Annotated in this window: 25 protein-coding genes; 11 read left to right on the top strand and 14 right to left on the bottom strand. The window is 44.8% G+C overall.

The features are described 5' to 3' along the window. Positions 1-621 (top strand): adenylyl-sulfate kinase, encoded by a 621-nt coding sequence (gene cysC, locus JCM16456_RS13690; RefSeq protein ID WP_068715259.1) that lies wholly within the window; start codon positions 1-3, stop codon positions 619-621. Positions 622-674: 53 nt separating this feature from the next. Here cysC and JCM16456_RS13685 read toward each other — a convergent pair whose 3' ends face one another. The 8 genes from JCM16456_RS13685 to msrA all read right to left on the bottom strand — a co-directional run bounded on the left by JCM16456_RS13685 (position 675) and on the right by msrA (position 6,536). Further along, positions 675-1,574, bottom strand: coding sequence for a TIGR03899 family protein (locus JCM16456_RS13685; protein WP_068715255.1), 900 nt, complete (start codon positions 1,572-1,574; stop codon positions 675-677). A 294-nt stretch (positions 1,575-1,868) separates the two neighbouring features. After that, positions 1,869-2,378: a DUF3299 domain-containing protein gene (locus tag JCM16456_RS13680; RefSeq protein ID WP_068715254.1), complete on the bottom strand. Its 510-nt coding sequence runs from the start codon at positions 2,376-2,378 to the stop codon at positions 1,869-1,871. Between the two features lie 10 nt (positions 2,379-2,388). Continuing rightward, positions 2,389-3,648 (bottom strand): ABC transporter permease, encoded by a 1,260-nt coding sequence (locus JCM16456_RS13675; protein ID WP_068715252.1) that lies wholly within the window; start codon positions 3,646-3,648, stop codon positions 2,389-2,391. After that, positions 3,632-4,354, bottom strand: coding sequence for an ABC transporter ATP-binding protein (locus tag JCM16456_RS13670; RefSeq protein WP_156430533.1), 723 nt, complete (start codon positions 4,352-4,354; stop codon positions 3,632-3,634). Before JCM16456_RS13670 ends, JCM16456_RS13675 begins: the two co-directional genes overlap by 17 nt. 50 nt (positions 4,355-4,404) lie before the next feature. After that, positions 4,405-5,094, bottom strand: coding sequence for a zinc uptake protein ZrgA (zrgA, locus tag JCM16456_RS13665; RefSeq protein WP_068715248.1), 690 nt, complete (start codon positions 5,092-5,094; stop codon positions 4,405-4,407). A gap of 28 nt (positions 5,095-5,122) precedes the next feature. Further along, positions 5,123-5,437, bottom strand: coding sequence for a hypothetical protein (locus JCM16456_RS24490; protein WP_408068382.1), 315 nt, complete (start codon positions 5,435-5,437; stop codon positions 5,123-5,125). Positions 5,438-5,611: 174 nt separating this feature from the next. After that, positions 5,612-5,734 (bottom strand): hypothetical protein, encoded by a 123-nt coding sequence (locus tag JCM16456_RS24360; RefSeq protein WP_269450832.1) that lies wholly within the window; start codon positions 5,732-5,734, stop codon positions 5,612-5,614. Positions 5,735-5,897: 163 nt separating this feature from the next. Continuing rightward, the gene (gene msrA, locus JCM16456_RS13660; protein ID WP_068715246.1) at positions 5,898-6,536 is read right to left on the bottom strand and encodes a peptide-methionine (S)-S-oxide reductase MsrA; all 639 of its coding nucleotides are present in this window, start codon (positions 6,534-6,536) and stop codon (positions 5,898-5,900) included. Between the two features lie 172 nt (positions 6,537-6,708). Here msrA and tamA point away from each other — a divergent pair, with 172 nt between their 5' ends. The 3 genes from tamA to JCM16456_RS13645 are packed head-to-tail and all read left to right on the top strand — an operon-like array spanning position 6,709 to position 12,531. Next, positions 6,709-8,424: an autotransporter assembly complex protein TamA gene (tamA, locus tag JCM16456_RS13655; RefSeq protein WP_068715243.1), complete on the top strand. Its 1,716-nt coding sequence runs from the start codon at positions 6,709-6,711 to the stop codon at positions 8,422-8,424. Further along, a complete protein-coding gene (tamB, locus tag JCM16456_RS13650) occupies positions 8,421-12,173 on the top strand; it encodes an autotransporter assembly complex protein TamB (protein ID WP_068715241.1) in 3,753 nt (1,250 codons plus the stop codon). The genes tamA and tamB overlap by 4 nt, the downstream gene beginning before the upstream one ends. A gap of 10 nt (positions 12,174-12,183) precedes the next feature. Further along, positions 12,184-12,531 (top strand): gamma-glutamylcyclotransferase family protein, encoded by a 348-nt coding sequence (locus JCM16456_RS13645; protein ID WP_068715239.1) that lies wholly within the window; start codon positions 12,184-12,186, stop codon positions 12,529-12,531. Positions 12,532-12,634: 103 nt separating this feature from the next. Here JCM16456_RS13645 and JCM16456_RS23740 read toward each other — a convergent pair whose 3' ends face one another. Then, positions 12,635-12,802, bottom strand: coding sequence for a hypothetical protein (locus JCM16456_RS23740; RefSeq protein WP_156430422.1), 168 nt, complete (start codon positions 12,800-12,802; stop codon positions 12,635-12,637). Between the two features lie 89 nt (positions 12,803-12,891). Here JCM16456_RS23740 and JCM16456_RS13640 point away from each other — a divergent pair, with 89 nt between their 5' ends. Continuing rightward, entirely contained in the window at positions 12,892-13,248 is a 357-nt protein-coding gene (locus JCM16456_RS13640; RefSeq protein WP_068715237.1) for a DUF2799 domain-containing protein, read from the top strand. 74 nt (positions 13,249-13,322) lie between these two features. On the opposite strand, the gene fbp is transcribed toward JCM16456_RS13640, so the two are convergent. Further along, positions 13,323-14,339 (bottom strand): class 1 fructose-bisphosphatase, encoded by a 1,017-nt coding sequence (fbp, locus tag JCM16456_RS13635; RefSeq protein ID WP_068715235.1) that lies wholly within the window; start codon positions 14,337-14,339, stop codon positions 13,323-13,325. Between the two features lie 256 nt (positions 14,340-14,595). Between fbp and mpl the strand changes: the two genes are divergently transcribed. The 5 genes from mpl to thiQ all read left to right on the top strand — a co-directional run bounded on the left by mpl (position 14,596) and on the right by thiQ (position 20,153). Beyond that, complete coding sequence (gene mpl, locus JCM16456_RS13630) at positions 14,596-15,960, top strand: UDP-N-acetylmuramate:L-alanyl-gamma-D-glutamyl-meso-diaminopimelate ligase (protein WP_068715233.1); 1,365 nt, start codon at positions 14,596-14,598, stop codon at positions 15,958-15,960. 3 nt (positions 15,961-15,963) lie between these two features. After that, entirely contained in the window at positions 15,964-16,599 is a 636-nt protein-coding gene (locus tag JCM16456_RS13625; RefSeq protein ID WP_068715231.1) for a flavin prenyltransferase UbiX, read from the top strand. Between the two features lie 258 nt (positions 16,600-16,857). Then, entirely contained in the window at positions 16,858-17,850 is a 993-nt protein-coding gene (gene thiB / locus JCM16456_RS13620) for a thiamine ABC transporter substrate binding subunit (protein ID WP_408068381.1), read from the top strand. Between the two features lie 9 nt (positions 17,851-17,859). Next, positions 17,860-19,455 carry a thiamine/thiamine pyrophosphate ABC transporter permease ThiP gene (thiP, locus tag JCM16456_RS13615; protein WP_068715227.1) on the top strand — a complete coding sequence of 532 codons (1,596 nt, stop codon included), beginning with the start codon at positions 17,860-17,862 and terminating at the stop codon, positions 19,453-19,455. Continuing rightward, positions 19,449-20,153: a thiamine ABC transporter ATP-binding protein gene (gene thiQ / locus JCM16456_RS13610; RefSeq protein WP_068715224.1), complete on the top strand. Its 705-nt coding sequence runs from the start codon at positions 19,449-19,451 to the stop codon at positions 20,151-20,153. The genes thiP and thiQ overlap by 7 nt, the downstream gene beginning before the upstream one ends. A 232-nt stretch (positions 20,154-20,385) precedes the next feature. On the opposite strand, the gene JCM16456_RS23735 is transcribed toward thiQ, so the two are convergent. Continuing rightward, complete coding sequence (locus JCM16456_RS23735; protein ID WP_156430532.1) at positions 20,386-20,553, bottom strand: hypothetical protein; 168 nt, start codon at positions 20,551-20,553, stop codon at positions 20,386-20,388. A 28-nt stretch (positions 20,554-20,581) separates the two neighbouring features. Then, positions 20,582-21,109, bottom strand: coding sequence for a ribosome biogenesis factor YjgA (gene yjgA, locus JCM16456_RS13605; protein WP_068716085.1), 528 nt, complete (start codon positions 21,107-21,109; stop codon positions 20,582-20,584). A gap of 108 nt (positions 21,110-21,217) precedes the next feature. Here yjgA and pmbA point away from each other — a divergent pair, with 108 nt between their 5' ends. Beyond that, the gene (gene pmbA / locus JCM16456_RS13600; RefSeq protein WP_068715222.1) at positions 21,218-22,561 is read left to right on the top strand and encodes a metalloprotease PmbA; all 1,344 of its coding nucleotides are present in this window, start codon (positions 21,218-21,220) and stop codon (positions 22,559-22,561) included. 74 nt (positions 22,562-22,635) lie between these two features. Here the strand turns inward: pmbA and mgtE are convergent, their stop codons facing one another. Continuing rightward, complete coding sequence (gene mgtE, locus JCM16456_RS13595) at positions 22,636-23,994, bottom strand: magnesium transporter (RefSeq protein WP_068715220.1); 1,359 nt, start codon at positions 23,992-23,994, stop codon at positions 22,636-22,638. Then, entirely contained in the window at positions 23,979-24,113 is a 135-nt protein-coding gene (locus JCM16456_RS24355) for a hypothetical protein (RefSeq protein ID WP_269450831.1), read from the bottom strand. Before JCM16456_RS24355 ends, mgtE begins: the two co-directional genes overlap by 16 nt. Positions 24,114-24,167 lie beyond the last annotated feature (54 nt).

Here is a 24,167-nt window from a genome sequence, read left to right as displayed (position 1 = left end):
ATGAGCTCCGCACCAAGTGTGAAAGATGAGAACATCGTGTGGCATCAGCATGCGGTTGATAAACACTTACGAGCAGAGTTGAAGCACCAAAAGCCAGCCGTTTTATGGTTTACTGGACTGTCAGGTGCAGGAAAATCAACCATCGCAGGGGCGTTAGAGACGCGTTTAGCTCAATTGGGCTATCACACTTATCTGCTTGATGGTGACAATGTACGCCATGGACTTTGCAGTGATCTTGGTTTTTCAGAACAAGATCGTCGGGAAAATATTCGGCGTATTGGTGAGCTATCTAAGTTGATGGCCGACGCTGGCCTGATTGTATTGACCGCCTTTATTTCACCACATCGAGTTGAGCGCCAACAAGTACGCGACATGATGCCCGACGGCGAATTTATTGAAGTGTATGTGAATACGTCTCTTGATGTATGTGAGTCACGTGATCCTAAGGGGTTATACAAAAAAGCGCGCGCTGGAGAAATTGCCAATTTCACGGGAATCGACTCTGCGTATGAAGCGCCGCTCGAGCCTGAAATTGATCTACCCGCGGGTGATGCCAGTATTGATGAATTGGTTGCGCAGTGTCTTATCGCACTCAACGAACGAGGCATTATTCGTCAATAACTATCGAATAGAAATCAATATAAAAACCACCAGTTTGTGCTGGTGGTTTTTTATTATACCGCGTGATGAAAAGTAGATTGAACGTCACTCTGTACAGTAAACTTTAAACTCAATAATGCGATTAATTGGTCATAATAGGCGTTATTGAGTTTATTGCCTAACAAACGGCACAGCTCATTGCCGGTAGGGCTAAAACGGTAATAGAGTAATCGCACGCCTTTAGACGTGGTTTGCAAAGAGAGGTTTTTCCCCTGGTAGCTAAGTGCTAAAGGTGGGTCGAGTTCTATCTCTCCCGATTCCAATTCGGTCGCATGCAGCAATCCCAATTCAATCAATACTAATAAACTCGAGTAGGGCAGATTAAAATTACCGATATTAATGGCTGTGGTGCTATCGCGCTTTCCTAAACGAAATAGACTGCCATTTTGTGCTTTGAGACCAAATAGTAACTTCAAACTATGGTCACTGCCAAAGCTGCATGATAAAGCCGCGGCGCGTTGCAGAATTTGCGCCTCCTTGGGTGTCATGTCCTGTAGTACCTTCAGTGCTTTCATCGACGTAAAGCCAGGATTGGTTACTTCCCTTTTGAGAACTTGTGCCCATAAGCGCTGCATTGAAGAGTTATGGATATCTTGTGCCATATCGAAAAATCGATATAGCCAATCTTGGTCTGGATCACCAGCCGTTTCATTGTGGCATGATACATGAGCCAACTTAATGATTTGTTCTAAGTTTTTTTGGCGAACCTCGCGACGTGTACGCTCGCGTTTGAGCGCCCGTTCATAGGGATTGTGTTTGGGTTTTTCTGTTTGTAGCAGTGCGTCGAGCCCTTGCTGTTGGGCAATAGTCAAAATGCGACTGGCACTGTCTTTAACGTAGGTACTCTTTTTTTCGTGATGGTTAGCATGGTCTGCATTGTGCTCAATCACGACGGGCTGATTAGGTTCTGACATGGTTTCCCTAAAAACGATGACATTTTATCCATACAGTAAAATGTACCCGTTTATGTTAGCGGGGGCTAGTGAAACTCTGGAGCTAAGTGCACAAAATTACACTATCAAAGATGATAACAATTTGTTAAAATTGTTTCATTATCTGAGGTGGTTAAAATGAAAAATATCAAAGCTATCAGAATGAAAAAGCACCTATCAGTCGGTATTCTTGTGGCAGCTTATGTGGTTGTCTTAGTTTATTTATCCACATTTTTGGCGTAACAAATTTGTAACATGATAGGCGCTTTGCCTATTTTAACCCTCTTCATCCTCGTATGCAGAGATAGCCATTCCCTCTAAAGCGTATGCAGTCTCAGCCAAATCTAAGCTTATTGTTTCCGTTTTCAATTTGCCTGTTATGTAAACCACATCCCAGAGTTCTTGTACCGGAGCGCCTTCAGGAAAGCGAACGTAAATGATTTGGTTCGGTGGCGGTGGTGGCACATGGATACAGGCACCAAAGTAGGGAACCAGCAAAAATTCGGTGATTTTATTTTCGTCACCTTCCAGAGGAATAACGAACCCAGGAATTTTAACCAACGTACCGTTTAATTCTGGTCGCACATGACCAACTTTTGATTGATTAACTTGAGCACTTCCCGAGTGATCAGGTAGAGGCATTCCTTGTTGGTCAAATTGCGCTCTTTCTGATTGAGGAATAAGGTCGAGCCAGTCTAAAGTAATTGGATCTGTGTTAGCGAATGTGCCAAATGATATGACGCTTAACAGCCCCATCAATCCCAACGTAATGAAACGTTTTAACATGTATAAATTCCTATAAACGAATAGTCATGCCATCGCTCAATGATTGGCGATAAGCGCGAATAGCTGGAATGATCCCAATCACAATGCCCGCTATCTGGACATAAGCGATCAGCGTCCATTCATGCCAGGTGAGCGCTGTAAAATCAATTAAAATACCGTAATGGCTTTCGATTATTGGAGCGGCAATGCCAAGTAAGGCATAAAGTATGGCAACTCCTGTTACGATTCCCGTGAAGGTAAGTACGCTAGCTTCACTCACCAGCAGAGTGAATATGTGGTACGGTCGAGCTCCCATGGCGCGCAAAATCGACATTTCACGGCGGCGTTCTTGCAAGCTCGTTAAAAGACTGCTGAGCATGCCAAGTAAACCTGCAATCACGACAAAAACCGATACCGCCATTAAGGCCTGTTCGGCGACAGACATCATTCCCCACAGTTCGTGTAGGGCAACTCCTGGCATAATAGCGCTGAGAGGCTCATAGCGATAATCATTGATTTTTCTTTGCAGGGCAAAGGTCTGAATTTTCGATTTCAAACCGACGAGCATGGCGGTGATTTGTTTCGGCTGAAATTGCTGCTGCTCTAAGGTTTGAGCATCAGGGGTTGCACCGAGGTGTGCGCCTGATTCCCACCCGACGTGAATTGCTTCAATAGCGCCAAGCGAGACATGAACGGTTTTATCCACTGGAGTGCCTGTGGGAGCTAATATTCCCACTACGGTAAAAGGCAAATTATCGTGGCGGCTAAAACCAACATCGCTAATGCCGTGGGCGATAATGATTTTACTTCCTACCTTATATCCCAGTTGCTTAGCGACATCGGAACCAATTACCGTATCAAATAGGCCATGAAAAGATTGGCCAGCTGAAAAAGTAAGTGGTTGCTTACGTCCATATTGGTAATGGTCAAAGTAGGCTTGATTGGTTCCCATGACACGGAACCCCTTGTGGGAGTCGCCAAGAGAAATCGGTATTGCCCACTTTACTGCTCGGTTATGAGCAAACTCTTCATAGCTTTTCCAGTCGATATTGTTGGTAGCATTACCGATACGAAAGACGGAATAGAGCAGCAAGTTCACTTGTCCAGAGCGAGCGCCAATGATTAAGTCGGTACCTGAAATCGTATTCGCGAAGCTGCTTTTTGCTTGGGTTCGAATGCGTTCGACGCCCAATAGCAATACAACTGAGATGGCAACAGTGAGCACCACAAGCAGTGCGGTTGTTCTGCGATTGAGTAAGCTTTTCCAAGCTAGGTTAGCGATCACTTTCATGTTGGCCTCCTGCTCTATTTAATTCAGGTAAGTAAACACTTCGCTTGAACATCTTTTCTAACGTAGGATCATGACTTACAAACACCAATGTAGAGCCGACACGGTCTGCTTCTTCTAACAGCAGTTCAATAAATAGCGTGCGAGTATCGAAATCCAAAGCAGAAGTCGGTTCATCGGCGATGACAATGCTTGGTTCACCGATCAGTGCACGAGCGGCAGCAACACGCTGCTGTTGACCTATACTGAGTTCGATAACTGGTTTGTGTAGTAGTTCTTGCGGTAGGCGAAGACGGTGTAAAAGCTCCGTAGCCTTCTGTTTTGCTTGGCCGGCAACGTTAGTGCGTCGCAATAAAGAAAACTGACACGGTAATACCACATTTTCGATTACTGACAGGTAAGGTAATAGGTTAAATTGTTGAAAAATATAACCAATATGATCTGAACGAAAGCGATCTCGTTCACTGCCAGTCAGTTTTTCTAAGGGCTGGTTAAGCACCGAAACTTGACCCGATGTGGCGACATTAATGCCGGTTAGCAAGCTTAATAACGTGGATTTGCCACACCCACTCGGACCTTTGATGAACAGATGCTCACCAGCTTTTACCGTAAGCTCGGGAATATCCAGAGTTGACTGTGATGATTTTGGCCACCGATAGGTCACTTGCTCTAGAGTGATGACTGCACTCGAGTTTGAAACTGAATCCATTACCATTCCTTGAAATTAGGAGTGAGTAGTTACTCACTCCATATGTGTCATTACAGAGAGATAGTGCTGTGACCAGGTGAAAGCTCTAATGCTGTTTGCTGTTTGTCGGTCAGCAAATTCACATCCAACTCTTTGGTGTTGTGGAAGTGAGTAAACCAGTGACTCTCAAGTTGAGTTAATTGGTCAATCTCATCACAGTGGAATTGATATTGGATGTTGAACGCACCATGTTCATGGTGGTGTTCACCTTCGTGCTCATGCTCGTCACCCTCGTGATGTTCATGTTCATGTTCATGTTCATCGGCATGGTGGTGTTCATGTTCGTCAGCATCGTCGCGGTGATGTTCATCGTCGTGATGATGTTCGTCAGCATCGTCATGGTGATGATCGTGCTCATGAGCTTCTTCATCATGGCCTTCTACAGTATTGCTCACCAATACGTCTTCAATGTGACATTTCGCGCTTGATGAGAGAGAAAATAACTGAGTCGGATCATTAAGCAGTGCAAGTGCCTTTTTCATCGTTGCTTTATCGTTGTCAGATTGAGGTGTGTGTTCAAATCCAACGACATCGACACCTGGGGCATCAATTTCAATGAGAAGGTCGTGGCCATCTTGGGCAATGTTCATTTCGACATGGCCATGAACATGGGCTTCGTGTTGACGGAATTCTTCTTGGGCGAAAGCCGTTGCTGCCAGTGTGCTAGACAGAGTGATCGCAATCAGCGATTTAGTAAACATGATGTACTCCTGAAAAATAAATGAAATGTTATACCCAAGTAACCTCAAAGGTCATTTGGGTATAGTTCTGTTTCAGAAGTGATGAAGGGGGAGCTCGTGCAATACTGGGTACGAGTTGTACTACCAGGGCGGGGAGTAGCGTAAGAGGATGCCAAACAACGTGTGAGCTCCAAACCGGAACATCAGGTACGTGGGGAGGTAAGGCATTGTGAACATTTGAAAAATGTTGGCAAACATGATGGTGGTGATGAGCCACATCATAATCAGTTTCATGATGAACGAAGGCAATACATAGGAATAGCACGAGTGGGAGCGAGCACCAAGACACGATCCGAGCATGCATTCGCAATGTATGTAGAGATTGCCCCATCTTTCACCAGCATAATCGAGTTAGAGAAATGTTATGGTATAACAAATCAGTGATGAGGCAAGCAATGAATAATTGCTTCTACGAATTAATTTGTTGCTAAATATACGCGAGATTCGTCAGGTTGTTATCTGACCCTGTACCAATTTATCACCACATAATGACCATGATGGGGAGAAGTGCATCACCGACTAAATGAGGAGCTACTTCAGTTACATGCTCATTTAAGCGGTCCTCTATCACAGACAGTACGTTACCGCGTTTTTTTTGCATTATTATGGCAAAGAGGAGCGCTAGGGGATGCGAGTCTGCATTTAGTATTTTAGGAACAGTTAATTCGTTTTCAGCGGTGAGTGAGTTGATGACGTTGAGTGAAACAAAACAGCTACCCAATGGTAGGTTTAGGCCATGAAACCCAATTTCATGGCCTGTTCAGTTAGCCTTGGAGACTAGGAGGGAAACAGATCCCTGTTCCACCTAATCCACAGTAACCGTTGGGATTTTTTGCAAGGTACTGTTGGTGATAGGTTTCGGCAAAATAGTACTCTGTAGCGGGTAATATTTCTGTGGTAATACGATCAAACTCACTGTTGGAGAGCAAGGCTTGATATGCAGCTAGGCTATCTTCAGCTGCTGCCTTTTGCTCTTCTGTGTAATAGTAAATTGCAGAGCGATACTGAGTGCCTAAATCGTTACCTTGGCGCATGCCTTGAGTTGGGTTGTGATTTTCCCAGAAGTGATTGAGTAATTGCTTAAATGACAGTTTACTTGGGTCATAGACAATATGAACCACTTCCGCATGACCCGTTTGACCAGTGCAGACTTCTTCATAGGTTGGGTTGGGGGTAAAGCCACCAGAATAACCAACAGAAGTGGAGACTACTCCGTCTAGTTGCCAGAACAGACGTTCAACGCCCCAAAAACATCCCATACCAATAAGAACGTGTTCTTCACCTTCTTTAGGGGGGGCTGTCATACTGGTTTGATTAATAAAATGGGTGTCATCGATGGTCATTGGGGTTGAGCGACCCGGCAATGCATTTTCAGCGGTGATCATTACTTGTTTATCGAGCATATTATTTCCTTTATTCATGCGCTGATGGTGGCGTTTCTATGCCAATCGAGACGAACTCTTTGAGTTGGGTTTGATAATTGACCGTTTCCGTACAGACGCAATCGGTGTTTCGCTGTATGATTCAGCCATTAATGATTAGAATCTGCTGAACCACGATGCCCCTTAATTAAGCATGAGACGAACATCTTTTCCAGCGTTTATCTGCGCAATGCTGTTTTCTGCTTCATCTTTCGCCAAAGCCGAACTTGATATTCAAGGGTTGGATGGCGCTTTGGAAAGCAATGTGCAAGCCTATCTATCTTCTATTTCACCAGAAGATTACTCTGTTAAATTGCGTTTTCAATCGCAAATCGAACAAAAGATAACTGAGGCTCTCAACGCGCTAGGTTATTACCACCCTGACATCAGTTTTTCTGTACCAGAAGGCGAAGATAAGCTGATCGTACAAGTGATTCCCGGAGTGGTAACAAAGATAGTCAAAGTTGATATTCAAATTACCGGTGAAGCTAAGCAAGATAAGGACTTTATTCGGTTAGTTAACCAAAGTGGTTTGACAGTTGGTGTCCCGCTTAATCATGGTAAATATGATGCTTTGAAAAGTGGCTTAGGTAACCTAGCGATGAAGAAAGGTTACTTCAATGGCAAATTTATCAAAAGTCAGATAGGGGTTGCTCCAGAATTAAATGAAGCGATCATTACGCTGTATTTTGATAGTGGTATTCGCTACCAATTTGGTCAAACGACAATTACCGGAAGCCAAATTGAGTTAGCGAGGGTTGCTTCACTCCAGCCATATAAAGCTGGGGATTCATATGATGTGTCTGATGTGGCTCACTTTAACCAAGCATTATCAAGCACAGAGTGGTTCTCATCTGTCCTCGTGGAGCCGGACCTCAGTAAGATTGACACTGAGCGTTCGTTACCAATGAAAGTCACTTTAGCTCCTCAAGCTCGTAACCAGTTAGAAACGGGGTTAGGTTACTCAACTGATGTAGGGATTAAAGGAACATTATCCTGGGAAAAGCCTTGGGTAAATAAGCTGGGGCACAGTTTTGATAGTAGTTTTTCTATTTCTGAACCAGAGCAAGTCATTACCCTTGGCTACAAAATTCCATTAGAAGATGTGTTACATCAGTACTACCGTTTTTCTTATGGTATGAAGCATGTCGATAGTCGAGATACTCAAAGCATAGAATCGAATTTAGCTATCGAACGTCATTGGTTGATGGACGATGGTTGGCATCGCACCATTTTTGCACGCTACCTGATTGAAAACTACGAGCAAGGTGAGTTAGACGATATTGGCCAGTTTGTGTTACCAGGGGTGACTTATACCAGAACTCGTACTCGCGCCAAAGGCACATTGCTGACCTGGGGGGATAAAGAAACCATTACTCTTGAATATGGTGATCCTTCGTTATTCTCTGAAACACAAGTTTTGCGGGTGTTAGCGGGAACCTCATGGATTCGCAGTTATGGGCAGAATCATCGCGGTCTTTTCCGTCTTGATGGTGGCGCAAACCTAGTACAAAACTTTGACCGGATTTCACCTTCGTTACGTTTTTTTGCTGGTGGTGATAATAGTATTCGTGGTTATGGTTACGAATCGATATCTCCGACCGATTCATCAGGTGCATTAGCTGGAGCTAAGTACATTGCAACGGGCAGCTTGGAATATCAATATCGTATTACTGGAAATTGGTGGGGGGCGGTTTTTGTTGATTCCGGAGATGCCTTTGATACGTTACCAGACTGGAAAACCGGTACTGGCTTTGGGATCCGTTGGATCTCTCCGGTTGGACCATTGCGTCTCGATTTTGCTTGGGGGCTACAAGAAGATCCGGGCGATCAATTCCGTATTCACTTCACGCTAGGGCCTGAACTATGATCCATCTGGCGTTGAAATGGACTCGTCTTGCTACGCTGTTCTGTACAGTATTCCTGTTAGTCTTGGCCGTGATAGTCGGTAGCTTACTGTTTAGTAATTCTGGTTTAAACGTGTTGCTCATAGGGTTACAAAATCTTGTGCCGCAGTTGTCGATTGGTTCTGCTGATGGGGCGCTTTACCCTGAGTTTTCGCTTAACAAAGTAACCTATAAAGATGATTCATATGGGGTTGATGCCACAGCTGATAAACTAACTTTAGGGATCAAAGGGCATTGTCTGCTTGAGCCTGCAATTTGTTTGCGAACGGTAGCGGCGAAAGGACTTAAGGTGACCCTAAAAACACCTCAAGATTCAAATGAAAACAAAGAAGATAATCAAACCAATGCGCCCAGTGCCATTGCGACTCCGATACCATTTTATGTTAGTCGCTTAGCGCTGGATGATATTGATTTGAATCTCTTTGGTACGCAATTGAGTTGGAAGCATTTATCAACCAGTGCGACAATGTTTGGTAACCAATTACAGTTAGGTCAAACTCAATGGCAGCAGATCCGATTAGCGCTGAATAAGGCGGTTGACAAGACCAACGCTGAACCCTCAAAACAAATGGCTATTCAATTACCCAGTGTGCAAATCCCACTGCGTATTTCAGTGCCTCATTTTCATGTTGATGATTTTCGTTTTGAGCAATCCACTCCAATTATTGTTAACTCATTGAATTTAAGTGGTAAAGCCTACCAGCATGATATCTCGATCTCGTCATTGTCGGTTATTGCACCCCAAGGCAATGTAGATCTTAAAGGGCATATTCAGTTGGATAAAAACTACCCATTGGATGTGACTCTCTCGTCTCAATTAAATACGAACTCAATCACGGGCCAATCTTTGTCAGCGAAGCTTCAGGGGAGTTTGTCTCATTTAGGTATCAATGCCAATTTAATTGGACCTGTGACTGGTAAAGTAGATACCAATATTCAGCCGCTTGAACCCAATGTTCCGTTCTTACTTAAAGTGAAGGATCTAACGGCTCAATGGCCTCTCACCGATGAGGCGCAATACCATATTGAGCATGCTAATCTCACCGCATCTGGTGATTTGAATCAGTATCAATTGATGTTAGCCAGTGCGTTAAAAGGGCAGCAAATACCACCGATCGAGCTGAACGTGAAAGGTACTGGCAGCTTATCGTCAATAAACTTGTCACAGGTGCAAGTCGATACGTTGGGTGGACAGTTTAGTGGTCAAGCTAGCGCGGATTGGAAAGTTCTAGCGAACTGGAAGGCGAAACTCGATCTAGATGATATTCAACCGGGATATTATTGGCCACAAGCTAAAGGTAACATCAGTGGTCATCTGGAAACCTCTGGGCATTTAACCGAAGCCGGTGGCTGGCAAGTTGAGTTCCCGGTGCTTGCGCTGAATGGTGAGGTGAGAAATTACCCTTTGCACCTAGCTGGAGAAGTCAGCGCGGGTGATGAGCAGGGTAAAGGGCTATTTGACGTTTCTACTCAAGGAATTACTTTAGCGCACGGTGAAAACCGTATTGAGGTTCAAGGTAAGCTTGCTAAGCAATGGAATATGAATGTTCAATTGCATATTCCAGATATTGCAAAATCGCTTCCTAACGCAAAAGGTAAGTTGCAGGGAACGATGCTGTTTCGCGGTAAAGCCAAGCGACCTAATATCCAACTTGCTGTTGATGGTGGTGATATTGTCTGGCAAAAGCAATTGAAAGTTCGTCAGTTTACTTTAAGAGGAATGGTTTCTCCTTTGGTTAAGCCAACCGTTGATCTTGCTTTGAGTACGAGTGATATCGTTTATCAGCAGTACAAAATGACTTCCGCTCAATTGTCAGTAAAAGGGACTCAAGACCAACATAGAATTGCACTTAAAGTTGCGGCACCAGAACCAAAATTGCGTACGGATGTCGCTTTCGATGGGCGGTTTGAACTTAAGCCATCAATACTATGGAAAGGGAATATTGACCATTGGTCAATTGGGTCTGACATTGGTGAATGGCGATTGCAGCAGAAAACGGCTTTGGCAGTGGATGCAGATAGGCAAGAAGTGCGTATTGGATCACACTGCTGGAAAGATGGAAACGCGGCGATTTGCTTAGATAAATCGACCACTATTGGAAAAACAGGGGCTGTTGCAATATCTGCCCATCAGCTTGACTTTCAACAGCTTGCGATGTTCTTCCCACAAGATACTGCTTTGTATGGTTCAGGTGATGCAGAGTTTTTGGCCTCATGGGCTCCAGATAAAGCGCCTTTCGTTGATATTAACTTAATGCTTGGGCATGGGAAGGTCGTGCAGCAGTTGGATGCTCCACTGACCGTTGCTTGGGATAAGGCGAACTTAAAAGCACGTCTTGAAGAGAATCAATTGCAAGCTCAGTGGCAAGTTGATGTTTCCCAAAATGGTACTTTATCTGGACATGTGGCGATTGCGGATGTGACTAAATCGAACAAGCAGATGCAAGGCCATTTGGCACTAACACCACTTAACCTTGATTTTCTTGCCAATCAATTTGGTGAATACAGCAAGGTGACATCGACTATCACAACAGATTTAGATTTTCGTGGCGATATGCTGCATCCAAAAGTGAAAGGGCACCTTACAATTGATGATATTGCTGTACATGGTGAGATTTCTCCGGTTGATATCAACTCAGGACATGTGCAGATTGAATTTAAAGATTATTTGGCTCAGTTGCAGTCTTCCATTACGACTCAAGATGGAAAACTGTTGCTCTCGGGAGATGCGGATTGGACCGATTTAGCGAATTGGCGTATCAACGCACATGTGGGTGCTGATTCTCTCATGGTAGATATGCCGCCTATGGTGAAAGCCAAAGTGGTGCCAGATCTCTCTTTAGCAATGAAACCTAAACTGGCTTCCATCTCTGGAAATATAGCCTTACCTTGGGGGCGCGTTGTGGTTGAGGAACTGCCGCAAAGTGCAGTGAGCGTATCGAAAGATCAAATTATTCTCGATAAAAACTTGAAGCCTGTAACAGAGGAAAACCGTTTCCCATTTGATATAGAAACTGCAGTTTCTATCGATATTGGTAATGACTTTAAATTGAGTGCCTTCGGTTTAAAAGCGGGTCTTACTGGTCATCTTAACGTGACACAAAAAGACAAAGGTCCGTTTGTGACAGGTGAAGTTAATTTGATTGATGGTACTTACCGTTCGTTTGGCCAAGATTTGGTGATACAGGAAGGGAAAATTGTGATGAATGGGGCGGTTGATCAGCCTAATTTATCCATTACGGCGATTCGTAATCCTGACAACATCGAAGACGACGTGACGGCCGGTATTAAAGTGACTGGTTCTGCCGATGCGCCTCAAGTGACGGTTTTCTCTGACCCTAGTATGCCCCAAGCCAATGCTCTATCTTATCTATTGCGTGGGCAAGATATTGATGGAGAGGAAGGAGGAAACTCCATGACGACAACCTTAATTGGTTTAAGCTTGGCACAAAGTGGTAAATTGGTTGGTGAGCTAGGGCAGGCGGTTGGTGTGCAAGATCTGCAGTTAGATACCGCAGGTTCTGGGGAGGATTCTCAGGTTACGGTAAGTGGTTACATTTTACCGGGCTTGCAAGTCAAATATGGTGTCGGTATTTTTAACTCGGTTGGTGAGTTTACTGTACGCTATCGTTTAATGAAGGATTTGTATGTAGAAGCGGTATCAGGATTAACCAGTGCGGTTGATGTTCTGTACCAATTTGAATTTGACTAAGGAGAGGGCTATGCAACATCTGGTTTTTGTTTATGGCACCTTACGCCAAGGTGAGTGTAATCATCACTATCTGGCTAATAGCCAACTACTTGGGCATTTCGATACACCGCCTGAATATGCACTTTATGATCTCGGACCTTATCCCGGTTTAGTTGAAGGACATCATGCTATTTCGGGAGAAGTTTATTTGGTTGATGATGATACCTTAGCCAAAATTGACGAATTAGAAGATGTCCCCGTTGAATACCGTCGTGAACGCATTGAAACCACTTTTGGTCATGCTTGGATCTATATTTATCAAGAAAGTGATCATCTAGATATCCTAATAGAATCAGGGGATTGGTGTCAGCGAGTTTAATTTATTAGCTAAATTTATACTATTTTATACCCAAGTAACCTCAAGATGCGGTTTCAGCGAGAATGTATTCGCTCATAGGCAAGGCACCGATTTGAATACATAGTTATTCTACGTAGAAAATCGGTAACGCAGCATAGGAGCGAATACAACTCGCCCCTTGGGAGCTCATCAACAAGCCCATTTCTGCGCCCAATGACGTTGAAAGGGAATGACCATTCCTTCCGTCATTGAGCTTGACCTGTGCTCGTTGATGAAGCTCTGAAGTCTGCATCTTGAGGTCATTTGGGTATACATATTCACAATACGAATATCCCAATCACTTTCTATACTGAATTCGGCGATTCAGAGAGGAGAACGCTGATGAAAAAGTTATTAGTGTTGGCGATATTTTTAGCTGGATGTAGTGCGCAGCCTACGCCTTCCACTACCAGCACCGATGCTTGGCAGGGATACGGGTTCCAACAAGGTGAACTTGGCCAGGTTAAGTTATCGAAAACTGAGTTACAGGATCGAAGCGATGCCTCCCTGACGGATGCATTGTACTTATCATATAGCTCCGGCTATTTAGTGGGTGTAACTGAATATTGTGAACAGGACCCTTACATGTTAGGTATTCACCACAAACCTTATCGAGGCGTGTGTGATACTACCAAACCACAGTTTGATGATTTATACCGTGATGGTGATTCTTGGGATGACGATTCAGGTATAGATTAGCCAGATAAAGGTCAAAGAAGAGAGCCAGCAATTTTGCTGGCTTTCTTTATTACGCGGCAGAGTAAAAATGCGGATTACTCTTCGTCAGGATACTGCTCTAGGAAGCGATGCACCGTTTTAACCATATTGGTTGAACCAATAAAGAGTGGCACTCGTTGGTGTAATTCGGTTGGTTTGATGTCCATGATGCGTTGATTGCCATCTGTTGCAATACCGCCTGCTTGTTCAATCAAAAACGCCATTGGGTTACATTCATAAAGCAAACGTAGTTTCCCTTTCGGATGGCTTTCTGTTCTTGGATAAAGATAAATACCACCTTTCAATAAGTTACGATGAAAGTCTGCTACAAGCGAGCCGATGTAACGAGAGGTGTAAGGGCGATTATCTTCTGGCACATTTTCTTGGCAGAATTTAATGTACTTTTTCACTCCGGTCGGGAAACGAACGTAGTTGCCTTCATTGATTGAGTAAATACGACCGTCTTGTGGAATGGTCATGTTTTCATGAGAAAGGCAGAACGTGCCAAGTGATGGGTCATAAGTAAAACCATTGACGCCATTACCAGTGGTATAAACCAGCATAGTTGATGAGCCATAAATGACATAACCTGCAGCAACCTGCTTATTACCAGGTTGTAGGAAATCTTCTTCGGTTGGTGGTGTCCCCACTTCTGAAACGCGGCGGTAAATGGAGAAAATAGTACCGACTGAGACGTTGACATCAATATTGGTTGACCCGTCGAGAGGATCCATTAAAACGACGTATTTTGCGTTTTTGTTGAGTTCTTTATTGAAGGCTACCGCTTCATCTTCTTCCTCACTAGCAACACCACACACTTGGTCGCGTGCTTCTAGTGCAGCTTTGAACTTGTCATTAGCATAAGCGTCCAGCTTTTGTTGCTCTTCGCCTTGGATGTTATCCACACCCGTAGCACCAGTAATATCGACGAGGCCCGCTTTGTTAATTTCGCGGTTAACGATCTTGGCGGCCAATCGAATTGACGCTAGCAGTGAGGACAATTCTCCACTTGCGTGAGGAAAATCGTGTTGTTTCTCAACAATGAATTCCCCGAGTGTACGCAACTCAGACATGTCTTTTCCTTATTTATATTTTATGGGGGCGTTAGCTTGATGTTGATATGGCTGTTAACAACCCAGTAACACCAGAGCTTAGCGAGATTTTAGAGCGCAGAACTTTTTATGGGTACTGAAGTAACTGCTTGAGATCTCAAAATCCGCATCCTTTTTTCTGAAATGACATTTCTCTGATAAAGCTTTACTCGCTTTTACCAAGTGAATGAGGATAATTGGGGCACAAACACCAATACAGCTTGTGAGGCTGATTTTTATGCATATTCATATCTTGGGCATCTGTGGAACTTTTATGGGTGGATTGGCAACCTTAGCTCGCCAGATGGGGTATAAGGTCACAGGCTCTGACGCCAATGTCTATCCTCCCATGAGTACGATGTTAGAAGCGCAGGGTATTGAAATTATTGAAGGATTTGATCCTTCTCAGCTTGAGCCTCAGCCAGATTTAGTGGTCATTGGTAACGCTATGAGTCGAGGTAACCCATGTGTAGAGTATGTTCTTAACCATAATTTGCGCTATACATCTGGGCCGCAATGGCTGCAAGAACACTTGTTATATGACCGTTGGGTATTAGCTGTTTCTGGTACTCACGGTAAAACAACGACTTCAAGTATGCTTACTTGGATTCTCGATTTTTGTGGATATCAGCCGGGATTTTTGGTCGGCGGCGTACTTGGCAACTTTGGTATCTCGGCTAGACTCGGCGAAAGTATGTTTTTTGTCGTTGAAGCAGACGAATATGACAGTGCTTTTTTCGATAAGCGTTCTAAGTTCGTACATTACCATCCGCGCACGTTAGTCATGAATAATCTTGAGTTTGATCATGCAGACATCTTTGATGATCTTGAAGCGATAAAACGTCAATTCCATCATTTAGTGCGAACTGTACCGGGTAATGGCCGTATCTTTGCACCAAGCGAAGACACTGCATTAGCCGATGTTTTACGTCGAGGATGTTGGAGTGAAACGGAATTTTCAGGTGTAGAAGGCGAGTGGGATGCGCAAAAACGCAGCAATGATGCGAGTGAGTTTGACGTGCTGTTTAAAAATGAGATTGTCGGCACGGTAAAATGGGATCTGGTGGGCGATCACAACATGCAAAATGCCATCATGGCGATTGGGGCAGCGCGCCATGTCGGTGTAACACCGGACTTGGCATGTGACGCATTAGCCTCTTTTGTAAATACTAAGCGTCGTCTAGAGTACAAAGGGGAAGAGAGCGGTGTGGCGGTTTACGATGATTTTGCCCATCACCCAACGGCTATTGAAACAACGCTTCAAGGTTTGCGTAATAAAGTGGGAGAGAAACGGATTCTTGCTGTGCTCGAACCACGCTCTGCGACCATGAAGTTAGGAGTACACAAAGCCACGCTAGCGCAATCTCTCCACTGTGCTGATGAAGTGTTTTTATTCCAACCGAGTTCGATTTCATGGTCGGTCAAAGAAGTAGCTGAACACTGTGAGCAGATCGCAAAAGTGAGTGATGATATCGATGAATTGGTCGCTATGATAGTGGCAGAAGCACAGCAAGGCGATCAGATATTAGTCATGAGTAATGGCGGCTTTGGCGGAATTCACGACAAGTTGCTGAATGCACTTAAACAGAAAGGGAATGAATAAACTATGACAGATTCAGCGCCCCGCAAACGAATTACCCTTGCTTGGACCGGTGCATCAGGTGCCCCTTATGGGATACGTTTACTCGAATGCTTGATTGAGGCCGAGTACCAAGTCTATCTTTTGATTTCATCGGCAGCTCGTGTGGTATTAGCCACGGAGCATGGCCTTAAACTGCCGGCTGGTCCAGACGCTGCACAAAAAGCGTTAGTGAAACAACTGGGATGTAAACCAGAGCTTTTGGTCGTGTGTGGCAAAGAGGATTGGTTTTCTCCAGTCGCATCAGGCTCAGCTGCACCCAAGCAAATGGTGGTGTGCCCATGTTCTGCTGGTAGTGTTGCAGCCATCGCTCATGGTATGTCTGACAATTTGATTGAGCGTGCGGCTGATGTAGTGATTAAAGAGAAGGGTCATTTGCTGTTGGTGGTGCGAGAAACGCCATTTTCCACCATTCATTTAGCTAATATGCATCAATTATCGCAAATGGGCGTGACGATCATGCCTGCTGCCCCCGCGTTTTATCATAAGCCACAAACGATTGATGATATGGTGAATTTTATGGTCGCCCGAGTGTTAGATCACTTAGGCATTGACCAACAACTTATGGAACGTTGGGGTTACAATTCCCAAACAACACAGTAGCGAATTATTTCATTTCGCTTTACAATCCTTGGCACTCATCGGGGGGCTACGCGTTTACGCGAGGCTGAGATCGGACGATATCCGGGACCCGTTAATCACTTTAGTGAGATGACTCACTAGAGGGTTAAACACCTGAACCAGATAATGCTGGCGTAGGAATTGAGTGCGGTTGTCAAAATCGAACTTCGAATTTATTGCACCCACCCTCAAGCCTGTGCCGCTCACATTAAAGGAGAGCGAGCCTTGAAAACCTCTATTATTTCAACCCTAAGTGTTACCACCTTAAGTTGTATTGCCTTTTCCACTGTCGCATTGGCCCAGCCAGAAACGCTGACAGTATATACCTATGACTCCTTTACTTCCGATTGGGGACCTGGACCTGCTATCAAAACCGCCTTTGAAGCCCAATGTGGTTGTGAGTTGAAATGGGTGCCGCTAGCAGATGGTGTGTCGATTTTAAATCGCCTACGTTTAGAAGGTCAGCACAGCAAAGCGGATGTTGTGCTTGGGTTAGATAACAACCTGATAGCGGAAGCAAACAAAACCGGTCTCTTTGCTCCAACGTCAGTCGACCTTGATGGATTAACCCTGCCTAACGGTTGGCAAGATAACACCTTTATCCCATATGATTACGGCTATTTTGCGTTTGTTTACGACAAAACTAAACTAACGAATCCACCATCATCATTACGTGAGCTAGTTGAAAAGCGCTCTGATTTGAAAGTGATTTACCAAGATCCTAGGACATCGACTCCTGGACAAGGCTTATTGCTCTGGATGAAAGAGGTGTATGGCGATAGCGCTCCTAAAGCTTGGCAACAGTTAGCGAAGAAGACGGTCACGGTGACAAAAGGTTGGTCTGAAGCTTACTCCATGTTTTTAAAAGGCGAGTCTGACATGGTGCTCTCCTATACCACCTCTCCGGCTTATCATTTGATTGCCGAAAGCAACAACCATTATGCGACGGCCCATTTTGCAGAAGGTAATTATATGCAAGTGGAAGTAGCGGCTAAGGTAAAAAGTACTCAACACGGCAAGCTCGCCGACCAATTTTTGCAGTTCATGCTGACTGATGCATTCCAAAAAGTGATTCCTACAACGAACTGGATGTATCCAGTGACTTCAGTTGAACTACCACAAGGTTTCGATTCACTCGATATGCCCAAGACAGCGTTAAGTATTGACCCTCAAACGGTGGCTACCCATCGCAAAGGTTGGATTCGTGAGTGGCAACAAGCGGTTTCGCGCTAGGAATTTCCGTTGAATACCATTCCGAAAACTGGCCTATGGCTCGCTGCCATGGTGATATGCTTTGTTGCTGCGGCGGTGTTATCACTGCTGCAGCAAACCTCTGTCTTTTCATTAATGACGATAGTGCAGGATTCGTATTATCTGCACGTGACGTGGTTTAGTTTCTATCAAGCTTCGCTTTCGACCTTAATCAGTGTCGTGCTAGCCATTCCGGTTGCCCATGTTTGTTATCGCCGTTCTTTCCCTGGCAAGGGGTTATTACTTAAATTATTTGGTATGACGCTCGTCTTACCTTCATTGGTTGCCGTGTTTGGATTGCTCGCTATCTATGGACGCAGCGGTTGGTTGGCAAAGGTATTCTCTTCGCTAGACGGTACGTTACCTTTTAATATTTATGGTTTAGGCGGTATTTTACTGGCGCATGTATTTTTTAACCTCCCTTATGCCAGTCGACTGATGCTGCAGAATTTGCAGGGGATCCCGCAAGATCAGCACAAACTGTGCGCTCACTTAGGTATGAGCTACTGGCAAAAGTTTAAGTGGGTTGAATGGCCTCGTTTAAGAGAGCAAATTCCGCATATCGCCGGGCTGGTTTTTATGCTCTGTTTTACCAGTTTTGCGACGGTAATGGCACTGGGTGGTGGACCTAAATCGACCACTATTGAACTTGCCATTTATCAGGCAATTAAATACGACTTTGATTTACCCACGGGAGCACTATTGGCCATTTGGCAGATGTTGCTCTGTTCTCTACTTTACTGGGGTTTACATTCATTTTCTCGAGTTATTCCTGTCAATAATCAAAGCGGTAATGCGGGTAACTTTGGGTTACGTATGACGCGAACATTGCGTATTTGGGATGGTTTTTGGCTTGGGTTTGTTTTGCTACTCGTGATACCCCCGTTAGTTATGGTGGTATCAAGCGGTATAAATCAACAGCTCTGGTCGGTGCTTACTCGTGGGGAATATTGGCAAGCGCTATGGACTTCGGTGCGAGTGGCTCTTGGTTCCAGTATTTTCGCCTGTGTTGTCGGTGTGGGGATTCTCTTAACCAGTCGTGCATTGCGTCTTCGTCAGCGCAACGTGCAAGCCACGGGGATTGAGCTCATTGGTACGATTATTCTTGTGACGCCGGGCTTGGTGATCAGTACTGGATTGTTTTTGCTACTGCGTGAACAATTTGATGTATTTAGCCATGCATACTGGGTGGTTATGTTGGTTAACGCCTTGATGGCTCTGCCATATGTGATAAAAACGCTGAGCCAACCGCTGCTGCAGATTCAACAGCAGTATCAGTTTTTATGTGCCAGTTTAGGCATGAAAGGCTGGCAGAGGTTAATGCTGGTGGAGTTTCGAGCGCTTAAAGGTCCGATTGCTCAAGCCATGAGCTTGAGTTTTCTTCTGTCACTTGGAGACCTAAGTGCGGTGGCTTTATTTGGTAGCGATGACTTTCTCACCTTACCGCTTTATTTATATCAACTGCTGGGATCCTATCAGATGGATGCTGCCGCAGTTGTTTCATTTACGTTATTGCTCTTTAGTGTTGGCGTGTTCTATCTAGTGGAGATGTTATGTCAGTGGAAAAGCCCAAGTCGCCAATGTTAGTTCTTGACGGTGTGAAATATGAATATCAGCAAGAGTGGTTCGAGTTTGATTTAACCATGACTCAAGGTCGTATTTTGGCGCTTATGGGACCAAGTGGTTCAGGGAAATCGACCTTACTGAGCCTTGTGGCTGGATTCATTGAACCAAACTTTGGTGAAATTCGTTTTTTTGGTGAGCGATTAAATGGCAAAGCGCCATATAAGCGACCGTTTGCGATGCTTTTTCAAGAGCATAATCTCTTTGCCCATTTAACGGTAAAGCAAAATATTGCCTTGGGGTTGCACCCAGGATTGAAGCTTTCCTCTTCGCAGTGGCAACAAGTCGCGCAAGCGGCACAGCAAGTCGGGTTGGAACATGTGATTGAACGATTACCAGAACAGTTGTCTGGTGGGCAAAGGCAGCGAGTTGCATTAGCGCGCTGCTTTGTGCAACCACATTCCGTTTGGTTACTTGATGAGCCTTTTTCGGCTTTAGATCCTATTTTACGTGAAGAGATGTTAGCGCTGGTACAGCGCTTAGCCACAGAGCGCCAAGCCAGTGTATTAATGGTTACTCACCATATTTCAGATGCAAGAGCGATTGCGACTGACTTTGCCTTTATGTCGCACGGTCAAGTACAAGTGGTTGATGCTATTGAAGCCTTAAATAGCGAGAATGCTTATGAACCATTGGCTCAATTTGTTCAAGCAGGAAGCTAATAGCAATCTATGACCACATAATGATAGCACCTGGTGAATGGGGAGCTCTTTTAGATATAAAAAAAGCCAGAATGACGCCTGGCATTTTTTACTGGAAGAAAGACAGCGTTACCACTGGCGGCGCCAGTGGTAGTTTGCGCTTTATTCATTGCTCTATACCCAAGTAACCTCAAGATACGGTTTCAGCGAGAATGTATTCGCTCATAGGCAAGGCACCGATTTGAATACATAGTTATTCTACGTAGAAAATCGGTAACGTAGCATAGAAGCGAATACAACTCGCCCTTTGGGAGCTCATCAACAAGCCCATTTCTGCGCTCAATGACGTTGAAAGGGAATGACCATTCCTTCCGTCATTGAGCTTGATCTGTACTCGTTGATGAAGCTCTGAAGTCTGCATCTTGAGGTCATTTGGGTATATAAGAAGATCAGTATTCTTCTAGGTAGAGATCTTTTAGCAATTGGAAGATTTCACGAGACGCTTTAGGCGGCTTAGAACCCTCTTTTTCTTTACGAGCTTGGCGAGCAAGCTGGCGTAGACGTTGGCGGTCTACGTCAGGATAAATAGCTAGGACATCTTCAATCGCTTTGTCGCCTTCTTCAACGATACGGTCACGCATCTCTTCCAGCTTGTGCAGCATAGCTGTAGATTGAGAGTGCTTATTACGTACTTTGTCTAAAGCTGCTTGTAGCGGCTCAGGATCAATGTTACGCATGATTTTACCGATATATTGAAGCTGACGGCGACGAGCTTCTTTGTCGAAGCGTTGTGCATCTTTGATCGCATCAGCCAGATCGTCAGGTAAAGGAAACTTTTCAAGAACTGATGGTTTGAGTTCAACTAACTCTTCCCCTAATTTTTGCAGTTCAATCATGTCGTTTTTCATCTCAGTTTTACTAACCCAGATGATTTCTTCTTCCTCTTCCCAAGGAGCTTTTTGGTTTTTACGAGCCATTTTCTTCACTAGTGAGTTATTTATGTCTGCTATTTTAGCAAGAATCATGGGGAGAAAGCGAAATTCTTGTTATCCTAGGTATACGATGCCTTAGAGTTTGGATGAAATATGGATGTAAAACAGCAAGTCGCTGCGCAGCGGATCGAGCTAGAAGCCGCTGTCGCAAAAGCGTTAGAGATGGCTTCAAACGGTGCAGATGCCGCTGAAGTCGCCATTACAAAAAGTACAGGTCTGAGTGTTTCTACCCGTATGTGTGAGGTAGAAAACGTCGAATTCAACAGTGATGGCGCGTTAGGTATCACTGTCTATCGTGGTCAACGTAAAGGTAGTGCTTCTACTTCTGATCTCAGTGAAAAAGCCATTCACCAGACGGTACAAGCTGCATTAGATATCGCCCAATACACGTCTGAAGACCCTTACGCAGGGCCTGCGCCGAAAGAATTAATGGTGAAAGAGATTCCTGATTTGGATCTTTTCCACCCGGATGTTCCTGACCCAGATAAAGCCGCGCAAATTGCCATTGAAGCTGAGCGTGTTGCTCTTGGTTACAGTGATAAGATTAAACAAAGCGATGGTGGTAGCTATGACAGCCACTACGGTGTGCGAGTGTATGGTAATAGCCATGGTTTACTTGCGAGCTTTGCTTCTAGCCGTCATAGCATTAGCTGCTGTGTTATTGGTGAAGGTCAAAATGGAGAGATGGAGCGAGATTACAGTTACACCGTTGCTCGTCATAAAGAGGATTTGTGGACTCCTCAACAAGTCGGGGAAGAGGCCGCAAAAGATACTGTAAACCGTTTAGATGCGCGCAAAGTGAAAACTGGCCACTACCCAATCATGTTTGCTGCCGACGTTGCGACTGGGCTGATGGGACACCTTGTGATGGCAATCAGCGGTGGTAATCTGTATCGTAAATCATCGTTTTTGGTTGACCATTTAGGTAAGCAGATTCTACCAGAATGGTTTAACGTTCATGAGCGTCCCCACATCCTACGTGGTTTAGCCTCTACGCCATTTGATAGTGAAGGTGTTGCCACAAAAGACCTTGATATTATTACCGATGGTACCTTGGCGACTTACCTGCTTACCAGCTATGCCGCGCGTAAAATGAATATGACACCAACGGGTCATGCTGGTGGTATTCATAACTGGTTTGTGAAGTCGACGGGGCAAAACTATGAGCAGATGCTGAAAGAACTTGGCACTGGCTTGTTAGTCACTGAAGTGATGGGGCAAGGTGTAAATATTGTTACTGGCGACTATTCTCGTGGCGCTGCAGGTTTCTGGGTCGAAAATGGACAGATTCAATACCCAGTGTCTGGTTTTACAGTAGCAAGTAACTTGAAAGACATGTTCCAGCAGATCGTCGCAGTGGGATCTGATGTAGAGACTCGTTCTCAAATTCAAACCGGTTCAATCTTGCTTGATAAGATGAAAGTAGCCGGCGAGTAATTTGCCCAAACTCGATAAAAGAAAGCCGAACGATATCATGTCGCTCGGCTTTTGTTTTTTTGATGGCGAAAATGCTAATGAATGAGAAACGTGGCCAATCCCAAGAAAGCGGAGAGTCCGACGACATCGGTGACGGTTGTGAGTGCCATCCCTCCCGCGAGTGCTGGGTCAATGTTCATTTTCTTGAGAATTATCGGAATTGTTACCCCGGCAATACCAGCAACAAATAAGTTGGTTAACATTGCGGCAGAAATAATGGCACCTAACATAAGATTACCCTTCCAGAGCATGACAATCGCACCAATCAATAATGCCCATAGAATACCGTTAAGCAGGCCAATCGCAGCTTCTTTATAGAGCAGTTCTTTTTTATTACTGCTACCAATATGGCCAAGAGCCAAACCACGAATAACCAGTGCCACGGTTTGGTTACCAGCAACCCCACCCATCGATGGCACTATGGTCATCAGCACTGCAATCGAGGCCATCTGTTCTAAAGTGGATTCGAACATGTTGGAAACAGAGGCCGCAGCAAGAGCGGCTAGTACATTCGCGCCCAACCAAATACTGCGTTTGCGCGCTGATTTAAACACTGGGGCAAAGGTGTCTTCGTCATCATCCATACCAGCCATGCTCATCATGGAGTGTTCAGCATCTTCACGGATGATATCCACCACGTCATCGATGGTAATACGACCAACGAGAACTTGGTTTTCATCCACCACGGGGGCAGAAATCCAATTACGACGTTCAAAGAGGCTGGCAACATCAGAGTCTTTAGTATCGACACGGATGGCTTCATCGGCATCTTCCATTACCTCGGCAACCGGCACGTCAGGTTGAGTTGTGAGTAACACCGACAGAGAAAGATGGCCTATCAATTGGTTTGAGCTATCGACGACATACAGCGCATCCGTAAGCTCAGGTAACTCGCCCTTCATGCGCAAATAGCGCAATACCACGTCAACGTCCACATCGCTGCGAATCGTGATGACGTCGGTGTTCATGATTCCGCCGGCGGTATCTTCAGGGTAGGAGAGGGCCATTTCGACGCGCAGTCGGTCGGCACTGTCCATCTGGGACAAGACTTCTCGCGAGAGATCATCTGGCAAGCTACGTAAGACGTAAGCTACGTCATCGGTATCCATCCCTTCAGTAACTTCGGCGAGTTTCTCGGGTGCCATTTTCGACACCAGAGCGTCTTTGACATCCTCTGCTAGCTCGTCGAGGATTTCACCATAATCTTCTGGGTCAGTGAGTTGCCAAAGTACTTCACGGGATTTACGAGGAGAGGCTTCTAATAGAATCGCAATGTCTTCTGGCTCCATATCCTGCAACTGTCTGCGGACATGGACAAAACGACCGTTTTCTAACGCCTGAGTGATTTCATGGAGGGTTTGGTGAGCTTGATCGAATTCTATTTGCTCTGCCATAGGAGCCCCCTAATGTTCTGATAATGACAATATGCGCTCAATGACGCTGAAAGGGAATGACCATTCCTTCCATCATTGAACTTGACCTGTGCTCGTTGATGAAGCTCTGAAGTCTGCATCTTGAGGTCATTTGGGTATAGTAACTTAATTCGTTTTATCTTAGCCAAGTATTT

It is taken from the genome of Vibrio tritonius (assembly GCF_001547935.1).
GTDB lineage: Bacteria > Pseudomonadota > Gammaproteobacteria > Enterobacterales > Vibrionaceae > Vibrio > Vibrio tritonius.
Note: the sequence above shows the minus strand (reverse complement) of the source record. Positions and strands in the feature narration are given on the sequence as shown.

Coding starts and splice junctions, on each gene's coding strand:
- cysC (WP_068715259.1), top strand. CDS start 1: ATGAGCTCCGCACCAAGTGTGAAAGATGAGAACATCGTGTGGCATCAG.
- JCM16456_RS13685 (WP_068715255.1), bottom strand. CDS start 1,574: ATGTCAGAACCTAATCAGCCCGTCGTGATTGAGCACAATGCAGACCAT.
- JCM16456_RS13680 (WP_068715254.1), bottom strand. CDS start 2,378: ATGTTAAAACGTTTCATTACGTTGGGATTGATGGGGCTGTTAAGCGTC.
- JCM16456_RS13675 (WP_068715252.1), bottom strand. CDS start 3,648: ATGAAAGTGATCGCTAACCTAGCTTGGAAAAGCTTACTCAATCGCAGA.
- JCM16456_RS13670 (WP_156430533.1), bottom strand. CDS start 4,354: ATGGATTCAGTTTCAAACTCGAGTGCAGTCATCACTCTAGAGCAAGTG.
- zrgA (WP_068715248.1), bottom strand. CDS start 5,094: ATGTTTACTAAATCGCTGATTGCGATCACTCTGTCTAGCACACTGGCA.
- JCM16456_RS24490 (WP_408068382.1), bottom strand. CDS start 5,437: ATGCATGCTCGGATCGTGTCTTGGTGCTCGCTCCCACTCGTGCTATTC.
- JCM16456_RS24360 (WP_269450832.1), bottom strand. CDS start 5,734: ATGCAAAAAAAACGCGGTAACGTACTGTCTGTGATAGAGGACCGCTTA.
- msrA (WP_068715246.1), bottom strand. CDS start 6,536: ATGCTCGATAAACAAGTAATGATCACCGCTGAAAATGCATTGCCGGGT.
- tamA (WP_068715243.1), top strand. CDS start 6,709: ATGAGACGAACATCTTTTCCAGCGTTTATCTGCGCAATGCTGTTTTCT.
- tamB (WP_068715241.1), top strand. CDS start 8,421: ATGATCCATCTGGCGTTGAAATGGACTCGTCTTGCTACGCTGTTCTGT.
- JCM16456_RS13645 (WP_068715239.1), top strand. CDS start 12,184: ATGCAACATCTGGTTTTTGTTTATGGCACCTTACGCCAAGGTGAGTGT.
- JCM16456_RS23740 (WP_156430422.1), bottom strand. CDS start 12,802: ATGCAGACTTCAGAGCTTCATCAACGAGCACAGGTCAAGCTCAATGAC.
- JCM16456_RS13640 (WP_068715237.1), top strand. CDS start 12,892: ATGAAAAAGTTATTAGTGTTGGCGATATTTTTAGCTGGATGTAGTGCG.
- fbp (WP_068715235.1), bottom strand. CDS start 14,339: ATGTCTGAGTTGCGTACACTCGGGGAATTCATTGTTGAGAAACAACAC.
- mpl (WP_068715233.1), top strand. CDS start 14,596: ATGCATATTCATATCTTGGGCATCTGTGGAACTTTTATGGGTGGATTG.
- JCM16456_RS13625 (WP_068715231.1), top strand. CDS start 15,964: ATGACAGATTCAGCGCCCCGCAAACGAATTACCCTTGCTTGGACCGGT.
- thiQ (WP_068715224.1), top strand. CDS start 19,449: ATGTTAGTTCTTGACGGTGTGAAATATGAATATCAGCAAGAGTGGTTC.
- JCM16456_RS23735 (WP_156430532.1), bottom strand. CDS start 20,553: ATGCAGACTTCAGAGCTTCATCAACGAGTACAGATCAAGCTCAATGAC.
- yjgA (WP_068716085.1), bottom strand. CDS start 21,109: ATGGCTCGTAAAAACCAAAAAGCTCCTTGGGAAGAGGAAGAAGAAATC.
- pmbA (WP_068715222.1), top strand. CDS start 21,218: ATGGATGTAAAACAGCAAGTCGCTGCGCAGCGGATCGAGCTAGAAGCC.
- mgtE (WP_068715220.1), bottom strand. CDS start 23,994: ATGGCAGAGCAAATAGAATTCGATCAAGCTCACCAAACCCTCCATGAA.
- JCM16456_RS24355 (WP_269450831.1), bottom strand. CDS start 24,113: ATGCAGACTTCAGAGCTTCATCAACGAGCACAGGTCAAGTTCAATGAT.